Origin of the sequence: Microcoleus sp. B3-A4 (assembly GCF_036705385.1) — a bacterium.
Lineage (GTDB): Bacteria > Cyanobacteriota > Cyanobacteriia > Cyanobacteriales > Microcoleaceae > Microcoleus.
The window spans coordinates 26487-43344 of the sequence record NZ_JAUBUI010000036.1; the positions used below are offsets into that span (position 1 = coordinate 26487).

Consider the following 16858-nt stretch of genomic DNA (forward strand, 5'->3'; position numbering starts at 1 on the left):
CCACTTCTATTGACAGGAGCGATGACTTATTTATTGGCCAGCGAGTACCTCACTAAGTACGTAATTAAGTACCAAGAATCACGGGCTATCTCTACAGGAAATGAAGTGAGCCACTTTAATTTTGAACGCTACCTAGACATTAAGGAACTAGCTAATTTAGCTATACTGAACGACCCCCGAGTCAGCAAAACAACATCAACCAGTCAAAAACAAGCTCTGTTAGATAAATATGTAAAAGAATCGGAAGGCTACGACAGTATTGCAGTCGCAGACCTCCAGGGGAATACTATTTTGCAATCGAGCGGAGAACCAATTACAGATCTCGGCAAGCGCGAGTATTTTCAGGAAGTAATTAAAACTAATCGTCCTACGCTTGTGCAGCCAAGAAAGTCATTTATAAATGGCAAATACGCTTTTTTTGCTGCGGCGCCGATTGTCGATATCAATACAGGAAAAACTATCGCTGTCATCAGAACTCGCACCCCTATAGCTTATTTAGAGCAGGGTTTTCAGAAAAACCAAGATAAATTAACCAGAGACTCGGAGGAATTAAAACAAGAGGAATACCATTTGATAGATGGCAATGGCAAGTTTTTCTCAGCAACAGAAATTCAGCAGGTGAGTAGAGATGCACGGTCAGACTTTACTATTTTTGCCAAAATGCAAGCCAACAGAAAGATTCACAGTGCCATAGATATCGATCGCATTGATGGAGCTAAGCAACTCATTACTTACGCTCCTATTGAAACATTAAAAGATATGCCAGAATTGGGTTGGAGCGTGATTATTGCTAACGATACAAAAAATCTATTTGCTCCGCAAAAAGAGTTGCTGTCGGCTCTGATTGCAGGAGTTGGAATGACGGCTGCTATTGTTAGCGCGACCGCAATTTTTTTGGCTAGTCGAACTACTCGCTCGATCGATGAAATTGTGCGGGCAATCGCCTCTTCTTCCTCGCAAATTGCTGTCACCGTCGAACAGCAACAACGCATCGCCACCCAACAACTATATGCTGCCGAGCGAACTGCTACTAAAATGGACGAATTGGGCGAATCAAGCAAAGCTTGTGCCGAGCAAGCCGAAGCGGCCGCTTTCGGGGCCGGACAGGCCCTTAAACTCACAGCAGGAGGCAGTCAAGCAGTAGACAATACCTTGAAAGAAATGGCAACTTTGACAGAAAATGTAGGAGCAATTCAAAAGCAAATTTTGCGTTTGAGCGAGCAAACCGATCGCATTGGCAATATCTCTAGTTTAGTCAGCGATTTAGCAAACCAAACAAATATGCTCGCCGTCAACGCTGCTGTCGAAGCAGTTAGAGCCGGTGAAAGTGGCAAAGGATTTGCTGTTGTGGCCAGCGAAATTGGCAAATTAGCCGATCGAAGCAAGGAATCAGCGAGCAAGATTAATGCTTTAGTTGCAGACATCCAGAAATCGATTCGTTCGACAGCAACGGTGACGGATAACGGGACAAAAACTGTGGAAAATGGAGTGAAAATTGCCCGAAAAACCGCCGACGCTTTTGCTGGCGTGGCAGAGGCGATCGATCGCATTGTTTTGAACAGCAAACAAATTTCTTTTACTGCAAGAAACCAGGCGACCGCCATTGAGGATGTAGTTGAAGCAGTCAACTCTCTTAACTTAGCCACTCAGGAAACAGCATCCGGCATTTCTCAAGTCAAACTCGGCATTGCTCAACTCCACCACGCAGCCCAAGATTTAAAATCAGTAGTTTAGTTAGATGTTGAAGGAATAAGTCCTATGGAAGTCGGAAGAAGGAAGCGGGGGAGAGTGGGAAAAGTGCCCAATTCCCAATTTCCAATTCTTTTCGGCGAACATACTTTTAGGCCCAATTTCCAATTCCCACTTCCCAATTCCCACTTCCCAATTCCCCAAAGATATATATGATTGAAGATGAAGAACTCCGAGATGTATTTAAAATTGCTAGTGAAGAACACTTGCAGATACTAGACGACGGATTGCTGTACTTGGAACAACATCCGGGCGACTTAGCTAAGTTAAAACAATTATTGCGGGAAACCCATTCTATTAAAGGTGATGCGGGGATGCTGGGAGTAAAAAATGTAGCATCCTTAGCTCATCAAATGGAGCATCTTTTGGAAGCAATCCAGCGGGGAGAAACTCAACTGAATTCGGATCTTAGCGATCGACTTTCGCAAGGTTTAGACGCCATGCGGAAACTCGTTAACGAAGCCGTTACGGGCGAAGATTCCGGCGTTAATACATTTTACATCCTCGCTAGCATGATGGGTGCTTCTAGTCAGCCACAGCCACAGGCTGCAGCCTCAATAGTAGCTCCCTCATCTTCACAAGTACCAGAAAAACCGTTGGTAGAACCGCAATTTACTGAGCCTCCTACCCAAGAACTAGAAACAAATGTTGAAACTTCTGAAGTCCTTAACTTAGAGACAAATTCCTCTTTTTTACCCCTACAATCCCAGCCCGAATTTCTACTGCAATCTCAAAACTTGACGGCACCTTCTGGGCCAGCCACTGCGTCGGCTTCGCAGTCGGCAGTTACTGCATCCTCAACCTCATCTTACCGGATTGAAACCATTCGCGTTGCTACTCAAAATTTAGACGATTTAATGACTCAAGCAGGGGAACTTACTGTCACAAAAACTCGGCTAGGACACCGAGTTGCAGAGATCGAACAAATTACAAGTTTGTGGGAAGAGTGGAGCAGAGAATATTTTGTAACGAGCTTGACTGTCGATCGGATGCCAATAGATGACAACGGTATTAAAGCTAACGCTAAATTTAGCCAATTGCAGGATTACTATCAACGTACAGAAGAACGTTTAGAACGTCTCGGAACTTTAGTCAACCGCTTGAGAAATCGAGTTTATGAAGATACGGCCAGACTCGAATTAATCGCTGAGGCATTAGAATCAGGAATTCGCACTCTGAGACTGCTGCCTTTGTCTACTATTTTTAATTTATTTCCTCGAACTGTTCGAGACTTAGCGAAACGGGAAGGTAAAGAAGTTGCATTAGTGATGGAAGGAGGCGAAACTACAGCAGATAAACGCATTTTAGAGGAAATGAAAGATCCTTTAATGCACATGATTAGAAATGCGATTGACCACGGTATTGAAACTGTTGAAGAGCGGGCAAAAATAGGTAAACATCCCGTGGCTACTCTCCGAATTAAAGGCTATAATATTGCTAGCAATATTATTATTGAAGTTGCTGATGATGGTCGAGGACTAAATCTAGAAAGCATTAAACAAACGGCTGTGAAACGTAATATTTGTACGCGGGAACAACTGGCAGAAATGACCGAGACACAAGTACAATCTTTAATTTTTAGTCCTGGTTTTTCGACCAAAAAATTTGTTACCGAAGTATCGGGGCGCGGGGTAGGTTTAGATGTAGTTCGCACTAATGTTGAGGCCCTAAAAGGTAGTATTCAAGTAGAGTCTTTACCTGGAAAAGGATGCACCTTGAGGCTGCAAATAAGCACGTCTTTAGCTACAGCAAATGTATTAATTGTAGTAGTTGAAGACATTCCTTATGCTCTGCCAGTCGAGTTTGTAGAGACGGCAAAACAGGTGTCTCCGTCTGAGATATTTTCTATTGAAGGTAAAGAAACTATACTTTCAAACGGTCAGCCTCTGTCAGTTGCTCATCTAAGAGATTTACTAGAATTAAACCCAAGACAAGGTTGGCAAAAAAATCGATATTTTAGACAGGAAACCGGGAGCGAAGTTCTGAGAAACAATTCCCCAGACTTCCTCAATTCAACTTATTCAAAAATGCCTTGTATTGTTTTGAAAGTTGGGGAGGAAAGATTGGGATTATTGGTAGATGCTTTGATAGACGAACAGGATGTGGTGATGAAACCTCAAAGTCAGTTGCTGAAACGGGTGCGAAATGTTTCGGGTGCCACAATTCTGGGTACTGGGGAAGTTTGTATGGTACTCAATCCCCACGATTTGATAAAATCTGTACGCCAGCAAGTTTCGTCCCGCGGGGTTTCTGGTGCGCGATCGCAACTTGAGACTGCCACCAGAAAACAAGTTATACTATTAGCAGAAGACTCCATCGCCACTCGCACTCAAGAAAAGCGCATCCTGGAAGGTGCGGGTTACGAAGTTGTGACAGCGGTAGACGGATTGGATGCTTTCCATAAATTAAAAACTCGCCATTTTGATGCTGTGATTTCTGACGTACAAATGCCAAATTTAGACGGTTTGGCCCTGACTGTTAAGATTCGGGAGCAAAAACAATACAGTGAGTTACCGATAATTTTAGTAACATCTTTGGCGTCGGATGAAGATAGAAAAAGAGGAGCTGATGCGGGAGCAAATGCTTATATTCCTAAAGGGACTTTCAATCAAGATGTGCTCATAGAGACACTAAACAGGTTAGTTTAGTAATTACTCCTTAGTTATTAGCCATTTCTTATTTACTATTAATTAGCGAAACCCAATGCCCAGTGCCCAGTGCACAATTACCATTGCATCGATTCCCAAGGCCCCATACTTCGACTACGCGGTTCCTGAGCGAGTCGTGCTTAGCTTAGTCGCTCGCGAAGGCGAAGGGAAGTAAGTCGAAGGGCTGTACAAGTCACCCATTCCCAATTGCCCGTTCTCAATTGCTCATTCCCAATTTCCCCCCAAACTGATGTTATCGCCCATTAAAGTATTGTTAGTTGAAGATTCTCCAGTAGTTACAATCGTCCTCAAACGAATTTTTGATTCCTCCCCCGAAATCAAAGTTGTAGGAACCGCTTGCAACGGGTTAGAAGCACTAGAATTAATCCCGAAACTTCACCCCGAAGTAATCTGTACGGATTTGAACATGGCACCAATGGACGGATTAGAATTTACGAAAGAAGTAATGAAGAAATATCCGCTACCAATTTTAGTAATTAGTGCTTCAGTACAAGCGAATGATACCCAGAATGTATTTCAAGTGTTAAAGGCTGGTGCATTGGATGTTTTCCCGAAACCGATTGGTGGCATGGTATCAGATTACGAGCGGCTAGCAAATCAATTAATAGCTAAAATTAAAATAGTCTCAGGAGTTAAAGTATTTACACGGCATCAAAAAACGATACAAACAGAAGATAATAACCCACTGGTAAAAATTAACCAAACCCCAGTTGCTAATTACAAGTTTTCCCACGAAAATCTTAAATATCAAACTATTAAAGTATTGGCTATAGGAGCTTCTACAGGGGGACCGCAAGCACTACACGCCATTATTTCTAAACTTCCGGCTAGTTTTCCCGTGCCTGTAATTTGTGTCCAGCACATCAGTGAAGGTTTTTTGCAAGGATTAGTTGATTGGCTGGGTAATGAATCAAAACTGCCAGTTAAGATAGCTTCTTTTGGGGAATTGCCACAAGCAGGGACTGTTTATTTCCCGCCCGAAAAACGTCATTTAGAATTGGACTCTCAAGGGCGATTTGTTTATTCAGAAGCTGCTCCTGTCATGGGACACTGCCCTTCTGTAACGGTGACATTTAAGTCGGTAGCTAATTTTTATAGTCGGGCAGCAGCGGGGGTTTTGCTGACAGGAATGGGTAGAGATGGTGCTGACGGAATGTTGGCTATCGCTAAACAGGGCGGTTTGACAATCGCCCAAGACGAAGCTAGCTGCATTGTCTTCGGAATGCCCAAGGAGGCGATCGCCCTCGGTGCCGCCCAATATGTTCTACCTGTCAGTGCGATCGCTCCCTTACTCCTGGCTAAATTAAAAATTTAGGACTTACCCCGCAAAGAGTGCACAATACCCCGCGCCGGAACTGGTTAAAAAAATCGGGGATAAGAAAGCGCGATCGCAACTTTTTAGTTCATTAATTACTCAAATTACTTCATAATTACTCAAAACTGAATTTTTTTTCTAAGTCCGATTATTTGATTTTGATAAACTTACCAATTACCTCGCGCAACTTCTCAGCATCAAACGGCTTAGTTAAATACTCTGTTGCTCCCGCCAAACGCCCCTGTACCTTATCAAAAGCTCCATCTCGCGCGGTCAGCATTACGATCGGCAAATTCTGAAACTGAGGCAAGCTCCGCACCGTGCGGCAGAGTTCCAATCCGTCAATACCAGGCATCGAAACATCGAGCAACAAAACCGAAATTTGTTCGTGATAAATCGTTGACAAAGCATCCACTGCATTGTCGGTTACGAGAACTCGAAACTCTTTGCTTAAGGCCTGTTTAACAAGTCCTTGCATCACGACGCTATCATCAACTGCCAAAATAGTTGGTACTTGACTGCTACTTGCAGACATATTCTTCTCCCTGTTTATTTATAGTTCTTGAAAATACAAAGCATACTTCCCCCCGTCATTTTTTGAGAGTTGCCTCTGTGCAATAGTTGCCAACCCCGTTGGAACATTAGTAGAAAGTTTAGTCCTGTTTTTTTACATCAAACTCGAAAAAAGGGATTGGGAGAGTTGTCGCTCAGCGATTACAACAGTTGCAAAATGTGCATCTGGGCCCAGAAACCCTAGAAGGTCGAGTTGGAGTAACTATTGTTACAAAGTTTAACATCTTACCAATCTTTTGTAATTCATCTCCTAACTGTAGTTGAACGACCGTCTAAGGCACAGCTCGCTAAAGAACACTGGTATTGTGGCACACACCCCTGATTTAAATCTACCAGCAAGCCAGCTACCCAGGATTAGACAAGTTTGTTAAAATACAATTAAACTGATTAAAAAATTCTAGGTAAGCAATCGCGTTATATTTTGGAAAGCTGCTTCCTCTCAACAGAGGCTCTTAGATTTAGAGAGCCGGAGGTATTCAAAAGCATAGTCAACGGGAAGTATAATTTATATAGTCTTAAGATTTGGGGTACTCTAACTCCCATAACTCAAAAGTTTCCAGATCGGTCAAGAGGTTAGTCTGAATTCGGCGCAAGCAACCTGCGCCGAACTTGCGCCCAGAGTCTCACAGCACAGAATTCATAGCTTGTTTTTCAAGGGAAGTATTGAGAAGGGCGGTTGCCAGCAACTAAACGGGCAGTTACACATGATAAAAGCACCCTTACCTGTTGGTAAAAAAAGTGTTCAAGCTCCATAACATTGACTTGTATCAGCTTCTCGGCTCTGATCCAGAGGTTTGCTTGGACAATTTGGTCGGTTTGGCAGCTCAGATTAGCCGAACTCCTATTGCTTTCTTGAGCTTGATTGACGGTAACCGCCAGTGGTTAAAGTCGCAGCTAGGTATCGATCGAGCTTTAGCCTACCTTTATCTGAATTTTTGCGCTCGCGCGCTCGACCGAACTCCCAAAGAGTTTGCCGTCGGCTCAAACTCAAACTCCGAATTTGACGGGGCAACTCCCCTGCAAAAACCGCCAGTTGCTCCCCTATCTGCGATCGAAGCCCCTGCAAATTCCTTCAAGGAACCGCCTGTGGTCATTGTCCGAGACGCTTCCACAGACGTGGGATTTGCCGAGCATCCGCTGACGGTTTCCTACCCCTTCGTGAAATTTTACGCCGGAATCCCAGTCGTCACCTCAGATGGGCAGATGCTGGGAGTGCTATCGGTCATGGACTCAGTACCGAGAGACTTGACAAAAGAAACGATAGCGGGTATTCAAGCTTTGAGTCGGCAAGTTGCGAGTTTGGTGGATCTGCGCTGGCAATTACTCAAAGCCCAGAAACACTTGCCAGAAGTAGAAGATATCACCTCTGACCGCCAGCTAATCTCGGAGTTAGTTCGTGGCTCGAACCGATCCAGCTTGTGTGGCGAACACACGCCACAGAGCGGCACGAGAAGATACCCCTCAAAGAAGCTCCCGAGACTCGGGGGAAGCGGTAAATCTCAATATTTCTGGGAAACTTCAGCCGGCACCGGGCCCTCTCCCGATACCAAACAAACCCGAGAAATCGTTGCCGGAGCCCGGGACACCTCTGAGCGCCAACCAACGGCCGCGTCGCTAGAAGAGCGAGCTCGCTTGGGATCTCTGCAAGCTAAAGTCGGTGCAGCCCTCGGACAAGGCGGGAAAATATCGCCCATCCTCAACCGCTGCACCGAGGCAATGGTAGATTACCTCGACGCCAAAGAGGCGAGTATCTGGACGTTCAACCCGCAGACAGAGCAGTTAGAATTGCAGGCGGATTCAGGACTCACCACCGAAGGGTGGGAACGGGAAATAAAAGATTGGGTGCGAGCAGAACCGGGAAAACTCGAAACGGCTCCTGTATGCCTACTGTCGAACCCATCTCTGCGCGCCATTGCCTATCCGCTGATAGTGGAGGAGCGCCTGGTGGGAGTGCTGGCTCTGTGCAGTAGCGCTTCGGCAAGCGAGGGAGCGCTAGAAGTTCTGGGCTGCATGGCTAATGCCATCGCCGTGGCGATCGATCGCATCACGGCCCGAGAAGAATTGTTGAGCCGGCGGGAAGGCCTGCTCTTCGGCCTCGCCAGCCAGATGCGGAATTCCCTCGACCTCGACAAAATTTTAGATACGGCTGTCAACGAAATTCGCAGTTTGTTGCAGGTTGACCAGTGCTACTTTTTGTGGTACTCCATCTCGCAAGACGGGCAGCAAAGCTTTGCAATCACCCACGAGGCGGCAAATCCCGAACTGAAAGAGCGGCTTACAGAATATCCGATCGAACAAGTAACGCTGCTGGCCGAGAAAATTTGCCACCGCCAAACGCTCCGGATCGGGGACGCGGCAACAGCACTTTGCATAGAACCGCCCACGCGAGATTTTTTGAGCAGTCTCGGGATTTTTTCTAACCTGCTGCTGCCGCTCAAGACTCGCTCCGGTCAAATGGGTGCTGTAGTTTGCAACCATTACAGCAGCCACCGTTCCTGGACGACGAGCGAAGTGGAATTGCTGCAAGCGGTGGTGGATCAACTGGCGATCGCGATCGACCAAGCCGAACTCTACGCCCAAACCCGGGCGGCAGCCTTAGCCGCTCAAACTCAAGCCCGCCAACTGACGGAAACTTTGCAGCAGTTGCAGCAGAAAGAAGCTCAGCTCATCCAAAACGAAAAAATGTCCTCTCTCGGTCTAATGGTCGCCGGCGTCGCCCACGAAATTAACAATCCGGTTAATTTTATTTACGGCAACTTGACTTATTGCAAGCAGTACATGAAAAATTTGCTGGATTTACTGCACTTGTATCAAAAGCACTACCCGGAGCCTTGCCCCGAAATTCTCGACAAAAGCGAAGAAATCGATGTTGATTTCCTAGTGCCGGATTTGCTGAAAATTCTGTCTTCAATAGAGATGGGAACCGAACGCATCCGCCAAATTGTCCTGTCTCTGCGGAACTTTGCGCGGCACGACGAAGCAGATATGAAGCTGGTGGACATTCACGAAGGGATTGACAGCACGCTGCTGATTTTGCAGAGCCGCTTGAAGTCAAACGGACTCGTACCGGGAATTGAGGTAATTAAAGACTACGGCAACTTGCCGAAGGTAGAGTGCTATCCCGGGCAGCTCAACCAAGTATTTATGAATATTTTGGCGAATGCGATCGACTCTTTGGAAAATCAGCCCCCACCCAAGACGATCAAAATCTCGACGGTGGTGGTGGACCCAGACTCGGAGGCTGGTGAGTCAGGAAAGTCGAGCGGTCAAGTTGTGGTGATTCGGATTCAAGACAGCGGGCCGGGATTGGCAGAAAAAGCTAAATGCCACTTGTTTGACCCTTTCTTTACCACTAAACCTGTGGGCAAGGGTACGGGACTCGGCTTGTCTATCAGCTACCAGATTGTGGTGGAAAAACACGGAGGAAGCTTGAACTGTATCTCGAAACCGGGACAGGGAGCGGATTTCATGATTGAAATCCCCGTAGCTCGCCCCCCTGCGCTCAAAGAATAAACCTGCGGGCGATCGGTTCTAAAAACATTTTTTAAATTTTATTGTCAAAATGCTTGACAGATTGCGGTGTTTGAATGTTAAGATAGTGAAGGTTAAGACGTTGGGGCGTCGCCAAGTGGTAAGGCAGCGGGTTTTGGTCCCGCCATTCAGAGGTTCGAATCCTTTCGCCCCAGTTAAATTGTGTTAGGTCACTCAATTATTTAACTGATAGTTTAGAGTCACCGGTCGTCGGACGAGAGAAAAACGACTGCCTGATTACAAACCTAATTAGGGCTTGCTCACAGGATATAAGAAACCGGGTTTCTTGCTGCGGATTTGACCTAAAAGCGTAGATTTGCGATCGAGAAATCGGTTTCTTTGGTCGCCAGTGCGGATTTTTGGCCCAAACACGTTGTTTTGCGTAAGTCCTCATACAAAAAGAGTGAACCCGCCCTACTCGCTCTCACTGCAAACTGCTGGGCCCGCGAGCATTTAGCCTATCGAAAACGTATCGGGAAATTGCCGGAAATGCTGTTTCGTCCTTGGCATAAGCCGGATCGTCTGCGAAAACAACTAAGATGTAAATCGCGCGATCGTCTAAAGTTCTGACAAATGCCGCTTCGCTGCGGGATTTGGAAGTATAGCCCACTTTGGAACCAAAATAAATATTAGTTGGTAAAGATTCGCCGAGAAATCCTTGTATCGAATTGCTGGGGTCACTTTTCCATGCCTTGGGGTCTAAGTCTCTAGTCAGCAAGTAAGCCATTTTGCGGCTGGCGACGCTGGAAACCGCTTGCCTAGTATAGATTTCATATATTAATCTGGCGGCTTGGTCGGTAGTTACTTGATTGCGAATCGGCTGGGAAGCATCGCCTCGCAATTGCAAGTCGCGACCGATTGGACCTTCTTGCCTCAAATAGTATATGGGATAATTTTTGGTGCTTATACGAATATCATTGTATCCTGCTGACTGGAAAAATGTGTTAACTTGAGTGCGCTTTTTCAGCCAGGTTTGCAATTCTTCTCCTGCGAGCCTACCCCCGGATTTTGTATCTGTAATTTTGTCTAAAATTTTGCTGGCCGCATCGTTGTTAGAGACGCGAATCATTTGTTCTAGGTCGTTCGTAAAGGCAGATTCTCTTTGCGTAATGAGGCCTTTTTCTAGGGCTGAGTAAAAGGCTGCCATCCAAAATAACTTGGCAACGCTAGCGGGAAATCGGAGAGTTTGATTTTGATATCCGGCAAAGGTGTGAGCTTTGGCATTGCTGACATCAAATAAGGTAATTGATAGCGGTTCTGCGGGTAGTCCTTTGCTGGTCGCAATTTTCACAGCTTCATCAACAATCCCTTGCAATTCTTGAGAGTAAACTGGACTGGGAGGTGTTTTGATGTTGTAGCTAAAGGTAGGCTCGCTTTGACGATCGGCTAAATTTTCCGATGGTTCAATTGTCGGAGGCGAGAGTGTTTCTTGAGGCGAGATGGGCTGTTGAGTCAAGATGACTGGCGGTTCTGGGGAACGGCGAATTCTGAACGGTATTGTGACAATCCAACCGATGGCGATCGCTCCGGCGATTAAACACAAAATGTTACGGTATTTTAGCCGAGAAAATTTCGTCCTCACTCGGCGACGAGATGGCACTGGGCCTTCGCTGCTTTGGCGTCGGTTTCCGACTGGGCGCTGGCTGCTTTGGCGTCGGGATTGGATTAGATCTGTTGCATGAATCTTTGCTCGCTCGGTCAACTGCAGATACAAGGCAGATGAACGCAGATTAACCCAGAGAATTTCAAGAATTGAGACCGACTTTTGCAAAAGGTCTATGGGGCGTTGGGTCTGGATTGGGCGACGAGATGGGACTCGGCGCTCGGTGCTTTGGCGTCGGGACCGGACTGGACGCTCGCTGCTTTGGCGTCGGGACTCGATTGGGCGTTGGGGCCCGATGGGGCGGCGTCGGCGTTCTACTTGCATTACAGTTTTGTGCTATCAAACTCGCACGATCAGTTTATAATAGGGCGGCATCTAAATGACAAGTGTATCGATCTAGTCCGCTGTTGCCAAGTTTATCTGTCTACTAGGCTGATTGAGACTTCTAGTAATTGTAAAATTTTCAGGATAGCACTGAGTTGAAGCAAAATCCTTTGAAAAACATGAGAAATTTTTGGAGTCTGGCTGTTTTGGGATTTGCGATCGCCTGGGTAAATAATTTTTTGATCCCTGATGTTTGGGCATTTCAGTCTCAACCTGCTGCAGAATATGTTGTCTCGCGACAAACAGAAGGACAGGGCGCGGATGTAGTGCCAGAGTTGACAGGAGAAAGGGAAAATGGGGAAGTAACAAACAAGCAAACTGTTTCCAGTTTCCCAAGTATATTTTGGGACTTCAACAATTTACCTGAAATTTCCTATTCCCAATTGCTGGAGGTGCTGGCAAGACGACCTGACTCCAATAATCCGGAGAGAGAAACCGCTGCACAACCAGAAGAGATAGCACGTTTTGAAAAGGTTGTACAGTATGCTAAACGACAAAATTTGCACGATCGCACGATCGGAGAAATCGTCCAGGCGATCGCCGATAATTTCCGAGGAAAGCCCTACGCCGCTGGTTTGCTGGACGAATCAGGTGAAGAAAAGTTGATCGTAACTTTGAATAAGTTTGATTGCGTTTTGTTTGTTGAAACCGTTTTAGCGCTCGCCAGGGGCATAGCAGTACAAGATTACGACTATCAAAATTTTGTCAATCGCATAGAAGAACAGCGGTATTTAAACGGTAAAATCAACGGTTATTGCAGTAGATTGCATTATTTTTCCGAATGGATTAACGACAATGAAAAACGGCACACAGTGGAAAATATCACCGCTGAATTAGGTGGAGTTCCCATGAATAAGACACTAAATTTCATGAGTCAGCACCGCAGCAGTTACCCGCAAATGGTCAAAGACGAAGCAACTTATCAGTGCATAGTCAGCCAAGAAGCAGACTTAGCCAAAACTACTGTTAATTACATCCCGACAAATCAGATAAAAAGTGTTTATTCTCAGTTAAAGCCAGGGGATATTGTAGCGGTAGCCACGGATGTTAAAGGATTGGATGTCACCCACACGGGTTTAGTTTACCGCAATGCTGACGGCAATATTGGTTTAATCCACGCTTCGCCTGCGGGGGAGGTGACAGTTGCTTACGACTTGCACAGATATATTAGGAGAGTCGAAAGTGCGATCGGCATTGTGGTAGCTAGGGCGAAAACCCCTAATTAAATTGGTTTGTACTCCTAGGGTGTATCAGCTTGCATTATTTTAGCTCAAAATTTAAAATTTCTGTGCTGACACACCCTACAAACTCTCTTGTGGGGTGGGTACGCGAGGCGCCTGGAATATAAAATTTAAATGCACAACAGCTTATTGAACAATTTCGCTGCGAGATACCTTACTACTTCTAGCAGGATTTGGCGTTAATTGGGGTGGCGAAACTTGAACACTTCCCCACTCATTCAAAAAGCTTTTCAGCAAAACCTCTTGCTGAGTGCGAAATGTCTCGACATTGGCCCCGCGATTCATAATCACAAACCACACTGTTTCTTGTTTTTGAGTTGGTAGCGCTCCGCCCAAAGCGCTAACATTATCCAACGTGCCAGATTTGACTACTGCTAATTTGGGAAGCGCCCGTTCTGCCAGTATTCCTTGATCTTTCCCAACAACAGTTAAGACATCAGCAACTGTCATGCTGTAAGGTTGAAGATAGCGTTCTAAAGCTATAAATAACGCGCAAGCAGCCCGGGGAGAAATGAGATTTTCTTCGCTCAATCCCGAACCGTTCACGAGTTGAATTTCTGCGGGCGGAACTCCGGTTGCTGCTGCTGCTTTTTGGGCGACTGTTTTGGGGCCTCCGACAGTATCAGCTAGCATATCTGCCATGAGATTGTTGCTGTACTGATTCATTTTTTTGATCAGTTCGGTAAGGGGCAAAGAATAATGTTTGACTAAAGGCTGCACATCGTTGGGAGATGCTGACAAAACTTGTACAGTACCCTCAATGGCTATTTGGGGTTTCGGCGTATTTGGAGGCAGGGTTTGATACTGGGCGGCGGCTTCGCTCGGCCAGATTTGACTGTTCAATCCTTGTTTGAGCAATTCTCCCGATTTGAGGGGATCGAGTTCAAAATTCATGTAAAACTTATCGACAATTATCAAATTGCCACTGACTCGCTCGATCCCTTTTTGATTTAAGGCGTTACCGAGGGCGATCGCCTCTTCCCAAACAAACAACGGATCGGCGTTTCCCTGTACAATTAAATCGCCTTTTAATACGCCGTTTTCAATTTTTCCAGTTGTACCAATTAAGGTGATAAATTCATGTTCCGGCCCGAATTTTTGCAGTGCTACCAGAGATGTTGCTACTTTGGTAATAGAAGCGGCCGACAGAGGAACGGTACCTTGATGATTGGCTAGCAAAGTATTGCCTGATTGCATCCAGACGCCTTGGTTTTCTTTGGCCAAACCTTGGGCTGCCAACCCGTTAAGATATTGCTGGATTTTGGTATTTGTGGGGGTTTCGGGATTGGTAGCAGAGACTATTAAGGGCTGAGGCTGACTTGGTTTAACTGGCGGCGGGGAAGATTCCGCTACAGGAGAGGGAGATGCAAGTTGAGGTGATTCAGTTACAGGAGAGGGAGATGCAAGTTGAGGTGATTCAGTAGCTGCACATCCGCCAATAATTGTGAGAAGGGCGATCGAACTCGCAGCAGTCAAGTAGCGGTTTTTCAGCATTACTTTAATTTTTTTCATCAAATGTACGATCGTCTGTTCGGCACGCCCGATGGAAATTTTAGCACTAGCCCGCGCGTTTTGGAGCATCCGGAGCTGCGTTACCAGAATTGCGAACCGCTAACAGTAGCTATCTTCTTCTCCATCTTTCTTCGCGCTTTACCCTAGGGGAACGGCTTCGCCGAATGCGTCTTCGTGGTTCGTTAAATAGATATCGTTTAAATACTGCGGGATTTTATACCAATAGCCCGGACAGTTTTTAGTTCGTAATCTGAAACCTTCGATTTTTCGTTGGTAGCTCACATCTGGCATCATTCTCAAGAACAGGCAAGATGCCTGTTCCACAACAAGTGCAATTTCTAGTGGGGTGGGCAGGAAAGCCCGCCCATAAAAAGCTTATTGAAAATGGTGCAAGATGTCAGTTGGTAGTTCGATTGCCACATTGCCTTGAAACCCTTATTCTACGGTTGGCAATCAAAAAATGTTTGAAGTATTGTTATACCAGTTCCCAAAAGCAATGCAACTTTAGGCAAGCTCCCAACCCTTATCTTATAAGTCATTTCCCAATCTAAAATCTAAAATCTAAAATCTAAAATAGTATGATCTTCAGCGCCTGGGGCCTTCACCCCAGGCCGATCGCTCTCACAAATTTTCGATAAACTGGTTTATCCAGCCATACTCCCTATACTCAGCGGCACCATTTCGCCGTGCATCGTCAGACCTAATAACATCGGCCCGCCCGGTCGAATCAACTCTCCTGTAAGCGCGCAGCGTTCCTCCTGCTGTGCTGTGGCATTAATGCTGGCTCGAATATCCGATCGAGAAAACATCTGCCGATACTCTCCAGACTTCTGCTGCACGTAATTCCAGAGCAAATCTCGAATCAAAGCTTGATAGCCTTGATTGCCCGCGAGCTCTTTAAGTCTCTCTTTGAGCTCTCTTTCGAGTCGAATACTGGTGACTTCCATTTCGGTGGTTGAGGTTCTAGGTAGGGTATGCATAATTTTTTCTCCGTGACGGGTGGACATATGTGTAATATCAGTGTAGTATGTTTACAGCTAGATTGAAAGCCTCTTAACCACCTTCTGCCTACAGTGAAATTTCTCCCCACCTACTCCACCTATCAACTGAAGTGCGATCGCCCCACGGGTCGCTCCGAGTCGTTACGGCACGTCTTTAGCACGGGTTGGGCGACTGTCGCAGCGACCTCGTGGGCGGGCTTGGGCCTAAATAAACACGGTTATAGTGGATTAGGAGAAATTGCAGAAATTAATGACAACGAGGTAGACCAGCACGGTCGGCAAGTGGCACAGCCATATCGAGATACGCGAAGCGGGAGGTACAGCTAAACGACTGTACCAAGACAGGATGAAAATTTGCCTTTAGCAGTTTTTCTAGCCCCCGCTTCTAAGTAAGAGAAGCGGGGGCATTTGATTGGATATTTGAGAAATTCGATCCGCTTGGGGAACTGGCAAAAAACCAGATGTAGCCAATGCTGACGAAGCACCCAAAATTCAAAATTCACAATCTAAAATCTAAAATCCAAAATTGACGAGGAGGAGCAAGCCGTGACCGTAGTAACTGATGTATTGAGGCAATCTGTGGTGGTGTTTTCTCAGAATTACCTACCGATGAGCCGTGTCAACATCAAACGGGCGATCGTACTGTTGGTAACAGGCAAGGCTGAACCTCTGGATTTTAGCATTGGCAACGGCTGGCTGGTGCGATCGCCCAGCACCAGCATCCACGTACCCGAACAAATCCGCTTGACTTTTGGTAACAGGGAACGCCTGTGGAAAGTGCCCCCGGTCAATCGCCGGGAAGTTCTGCGCCGCGACGCTCATTCTTGCCAATACTGCGGTAGCAACCGACATTTGACGCTGGATCACGTGATGCCTCGATCGAAGGGCGGCCCGCATACTTGGGACAATGTGGTGACTGCTTGCGAACGGTGCAATTCTCGTAAGGGCGATCGAACTCCCATAGAAGCTGGAATGTCTCTGCGAACTAAGCCGAAAGCCCCCATACACCCCACTGTTGCTTTTGCCGAACTGTTTTGGCACGAATATCAAATAGGGGAATAGAGCATGGGGAATAGGGCATGGGGCATGGGGCATGGGCCAAACAGGTAATTGGTAATTGGTAATAGCTAATAGTTAATAGCTAATTAAGTCCTGTAATTGAAAAGGATTTTAGGTCGGAATAGCAAAGTTTTCATTCCGACCTATCCAATGCCCAATGCCCAATGCCCAATTCCCAATGCCCAATGCCCAATGCCCAATTCCCGATGCCCAATTCCTAA

At 46.2% G+C, this 16858-nt stretch carries 11 protein-coding genes and 1 tRNA gene; 8 read left to right on the forward strand and 4 right to left on the reverse strand.

Annotation, left to right across the window (positions count from 1 at the left end; all coding sequences use genetic code 11):
• Positions 1 to 21 precede the first annotated feature (21 nt).
• The 3 genes from QUB33_RS15980 (at position 22) to cheB (ending at position 5733) form a co-directional block, all read left to right on the forward strand.
• Positions 22 to 1734: a methyl-accepting chemotaxis protein gene (locus tag QUB33_RS15980; RefSeq protein WP_333351564.1), complete on the forward strand. Its 1713-nt coding sequence runs from the start codon at positions 22 to 24 to the stop codon at positions 1732 to 1734.
• Positions 1735 to 1901: 167 nt separating this feature from the next.
• Positions 1902 to 4397, forward strand: a complete 2496-nt coding sequence (locus QUB33_RS15985; RefSeq protein ID WP_333351565.1) for a hybrid sensor histidine kinase/response regulator — start codon at positions 1902 to 1904, stop codon at positions 4395 to 4397.
• Positions 4398 to 4647: 250 nt separating this feature from the next.
• Positions 4648 to 5733 carry a chemotaxis-specific protein-glutamate methyltransferase CheB gene (gene cheB / locus QUB33_RS15990; RefSeq protein WP_333351566.1) on the forward strand — a complete coding sequence of 362 codons (1086 nt, stop codon included), beginning with the start codon at positions 4648 to 4650 and terminating at the stop codon, positions 5731 to 5733.
• A gap of 148 nt (positions 5734 to 5881) precedes the next feature.
• Here the strand turns inward: cheB and QUB33_RS15995 are convergent, their stop codons facing one another.
• Complete coding sequence (locus QUB33_RS15995) at positions 5882 to 6268, reverse strand: response regulator (RefSeq protein WP_006631154.1); 387 nt, start codon at positions 6266 to 6268, stop codon at positions 5882 to 5884.
• Positions 6269 to 7044: 776 nt separating this feature from the next.
• Here QUB33_RS15995 and QUB33_RS16000 point away from each other — a divergent pair.
• Together QUB33_RS16000 and QUB33_RS16005 are read left to right on the forward strand one after the other, a co-directional pair.
• Positions 7045 to 9819, forward strand: coding sequence for a GAF domain-containing protein (locus QUB33_RS16000; protein WP_333351567.1), 2775 nt, complete (start codon positions 7045 to 7047; stop codon positions 9817 to 9819).
• Positions 9820 to 9920: 101 nt separating this feature from the next.
• A tRNA-Gln gene (locus tag QUB33_RS16005) sits at positions 9921 to 9992 on the forward strand.
• 269 nt (positions 9993 to 10261) lie between these two features.
• On the opposite strand, the gene QUB33_RS16010 is transcribed toward QUB33_RS16005, so the two are convergent.
• On the reverse strand, positions 10262 to 11437 hold the full coding sequence (locus tag QUB33_RS16010; RefSeq protein ID WP_333351568.1) for a serine hydrolase: 1176 nt from the start codon (positions 11435 to 11437) through the stop codon (positions 10262 to 10264).
• 506 nt (positions 11438 to 11943) lie between these two features.
• Here QUB33_RS16010 and QUB33_RS16015 point away from each other — a divergent pair.
• A complete protein-coding gene (locus QUB33_RS16015) occupies positions 11944 to 13050 on the forward strand; it encodes an N-acetylmuramoyl-L-alanine amidase-like domain-containing protein (protein ID WP_333351569.1) in 1107 nt (368 codons plus the stop codon).
• Positions 13051 to 13191: 141 nt separating this feature from the next.
• Here the strand turns inward: QUB33_RS16015 and QUB33_RS16020 are convergent, their stop codons facing one another.
• Together QUB33_RS16020 and QUB33_RS16025 are read right to left on the reverse strand one after the other, a co-directional pair.
• Positions 13192 to 14646 carry a D-alanyl-D-alanine carboxypeptidase gene (locus tag QUB33_RS16020; protein ID WP_445299529.1) on the reverse strand — a complete coding sequence of 485 codons (1455 nt, stop codon included), beginning with the start codon at positions 14644 to 14646 and terminating at the stop codon, positions 13192 to 13194.
• Between the two features lie 575 nt (positions 14647 to 15221).
• Entirely contained in the window at positions 15222 to 15557 is a 336-nt protein-coding gene (locus QUB33_RS16025; protein WP_039886507.1) for a ribbon-helix-helix domain-containing protein, read from the reverse strand.
• A 93-nt stretch (positions 15558 to 15650) separates the two neighbouring features.
• On the opposite strand from QUB33_RS16025, the gene QUB33_RS16030 reads away from it, so the two are divergent.
• Positions 15651 to 15905 (forward strand): hypothetical protein, encoded by a 255-nt coding sequence (locus QUB33_RS16030; RefSeq protein WP_333351570.1) that lies wholly within the window; start codon positions 15651 to 15653, stop codon positions 15903 to 15905.
• Between the two features lie 219 nt (positions 15906 to 16124).
• Positions 16125 to 16640 (forward strand): HNH endonuclease, encoded by a 516-nt coding sequence (locus QUB33_RS16035; RefSeq protein ID WP_190660760.1) that lies wholly within the window; start codon positions 16125 to 16127, stop codon positions 16638 to 16640.
• The last annotated feature ends 218 nt before the right edge of the window (positions 16641 to 16858 follow it).

Excerpts from the sequence above, each read along its gene's own strand:
- QUB33_RS15985 (WP_333351565.1), top strand. The coding sequence starts at position 1,902 with ATGATTGAAGATGAAGAACTCCGAGATGTATTTAAAATTGCTAGTGAA.
- QUB33_RS16020 (WP_445299529.1), bottom strand. The coding sequence starts at position 14,646 with ATGCTCCAAAACGCGCGGGCTAGTGCTAAAATTTCCATCGGGCGTGCC.
- QUB33_RS16025 (WP_039886507.1), bottom strand. The coding sequence starts at position 15,557 with ATGCATACCCTACCTAGAACCTCAACCACCGAAATGGAAGTCACCAGT.
- QUB33_RS15980 (WP_333351564.1), top strand. The coding sequence starts at position 22 with ATGACTTATTTATTGGCCAGCGAGTACCTCACTAAGTACGTAATTAAG.
- QUB33_RS16015 (WP_333351569.1), top strand. The coding sequence starts at position 11,944 with ATGAGAAATTTTTGGAGTCTGGCTGTTTTGGGATTTGCGATCGCCTGG.
- cheB (WP_333351566.1), top strand. The coding sequence starts at position 4,648 with ATGTTATCGCCCATTAAAGTATTGTTAGTTGAAGATTCTCCAGTAGTT.
- QUB33_RS15995 (WP_006631154.1), bottom strand. The coding sequence starts at position 6,268 with ATGTCTGCAAGTAGCAGTCAAGTACCAACTATTTTGGCAGTTGATGAT.